Annotated in this window: 3 protein-coding genes; 1 reads left to right on the forward strand and 2 read right to left on the reverse strand. The window is 67.3% G+C overall.

Features of this window, described 5'->3' with window-relative positions; all coding sequences use genetic code 11:
* The coding region (locus ACFYW9_RS41140) for a YihY/virulence factor BrkB family protein (protein WP_389160275.1) at positions 1-603 on the reverse strand (603 nt) is incomplete at its 3' end.
* A 221-nt stretch (positions 604-824) separates the two neighbouring features.
* On the opposite strand from ACFYW9_RS41140, the gene ACFYW9_RS41145 reads away from it, so the two are divergent.
* Positions 825-1,220 (forward strand): hypothetical protein, encoded by a 396-nt coding sequence (locus tag ACFYW9_RS41145; RefSeq protein ID WP_389160278.1) that lies wholly within the window; start codon positions 825-827, stop codon positions 1,218-1,220.
* 2 nt (positions 1,221-1,222) lie between these two features.
* Here the strand turns inward: ACFYW9_RS41145 and ACFYW9_RS41150 are convergent, their stop codons facing one another.
* Entirely contained in the window at positions 1,223-1,576 is a 354-nt protein-coding gene (locus ACFYW9_RS41150; RefSeq protein ID WP_389160280.1) for a PRC-barrel domain-containing protein, read from the reverse strand.
* Between the last annotated feature and the right edge of the window lie 356 nt (positions 1,577-1,932).

Consider the following 1,932-nt stretch of genomic DNA (forward strand, 5'->3'; position numbering starts at 1 on the left):
CTGGCGGGCGATACCGCCGGTGAAGACCACGATCAGCGCACTGACCACCGCCAGAATCATCAGGACGACCGTCACGCCGACACGCACCGGCAGGACCTTCCAGACCGGGCGGCCCTCGGGCATGTCGTAGACGGCGTTCGCGGCGCGGATGAACGCCGCGACGTAGCCGGACGCGGACCATATGGCCACGACGAGGCCGACAATGGCGACGATGGAGCCAAGGCCTGCGTTGCCCTGCAGCTGCTCCACGGCGCGGGTGATGATGTCGCGGGCCGGACCGGGTGTGAGCTGTTTGAGATTGTCCAGGACCTTGTCCGTGGTCGACTTTCCAGTGATGCCCAGCAGGGAGACCAGGGCCAGCAGGGCGGGGAACAGGGCGAGCACGCTGTAGTACGTCAGCGCGGCCGCCCGGTCGGTCAGCTCGTCCTTCTTGAACTCCCGCAGACTCCCAGACAAGACCTTGCCCCACGCCTGTTTGGGCAGCTCCGTCGGCCTGTCCGGCGCCCGCTCCTCCACCTCGGGCCCGGGCCCGGCCTCCTCAGGCGTCGGCACGTCGTCGACACCGTTTTGTTCTTTCCGCCCTGGAAGACTGAATTTCGCCATGCGCGCCGAGTACCCCGGTTCATGTCATTGAGCAGTGGTCCGCGGGGTGGGTCCAAACTGTGCGCCCAGGTTGCCTCAGGCCTGGGCCTGCCTGCCCCCGAGCCGACGGTGACACAGACCGACCGCTGCCCAGCCCGGTACTCTCCCAGCGTGGTGACACCTGGCCTCTGGACGGCAGGATCGTCGGCATCGGGACCGAAGGCGACCAGGACCTGACCGACGTGCGAACGGCCCGTCGGGCCGTCCTCGACGCAGGCGTGGTGCCCCTGATCATCACCCCGAGCGGTGGCGTCCTCGGCCCCGACGGCGAACCCGTATCCGTTCAGCGCACCTTCGCCGACGTCCGCTCCACCGAGTTCGACGCCCTCCTGCTCGCCCTCGCACCAGCGGTCGGAGCAGACTCCCATGGAGCCCGCGTTTCCAAGGCCGACGACGACGTCGCAGTGGCTGCAGGCATCGACCCGCGCGTGCCGCTCATGCAGGCCAGCCGTGCTTTGAGCACGGGCCACCGGCTGCTGGCCACGGGTCTCGAAAGCATGCGCTGTCAGCGCGGTGGGCGTAAAGAGAAGCGGGGCCGCGGAGTGTTTCCTGCGGGCCCCGCTTCTGGTTGGTGCTGAGGTCAGATACGGCGGTGATTCTGGTAATGGGCGCCGATCTGGCCGTGGTAGCCGGCGTCACCGACGTGCTTGTCCTTGTCGAACTCGGGGGAGTCCTTGATCTGGTCCTTGGTGAGGGCGACGTAGATCTTCCGCTCGGCCTGGTCGACCGACTTCACGGTCCCGGCTGGCAGCAAAACATGCTTGCCGAAGATCCACACGCCGGTGTCGACGATGAGGTACGCGGAGTTGACGTCGTCCGAGTGCTTGTCGACCTTGCCGATGCTTCCGTCGGTCGCCTCGACCTTGTATCCGATCAGGTCGGTGCCTGCGGTGTGGCCGGTGGTCGGCTGGTAGCCCCAGATGCTGTCACTCATAAAGAACGGCTCCCTTGTCGAGATTCATTGCTCCTGCCGCAGCCGAACTGCGGGTTGTACAGGCGTCATCGAATTCGGTGACGCTTCTTCGGAAAGCCGGGTTCCCCGGCCTCCCGGGCCCCACACATTCACGCCGAGGCGAAATGCGGATGGCCGGAGGTGCCGTGCTGGAGGCCATGGTTCCTGGCGTCACGGCCGCCTCCGGCCATGATCCAGGTACCCCGTATCGGTAGAATCACCACTTTCGTCCCTGCAGTGGCAGGAAGACAGGAAACGGGTGGGGGCCGCCGCCGCGGCGGGGGGGCCCCCCCCGGGGGGTGGGCGGGTGAGGGCCCCGTAACAGCGGGGACCCCGGG

This window comes from Streptomyces sp. NPDC002698, assembly GCF_042888945.1.
In the GTDB taxonomy this organism is placed as follows: Bacteria; Actinomycetota; Actinomycetes; order Streptomycetales; family Streptomycetaceae; genus Streptomyces.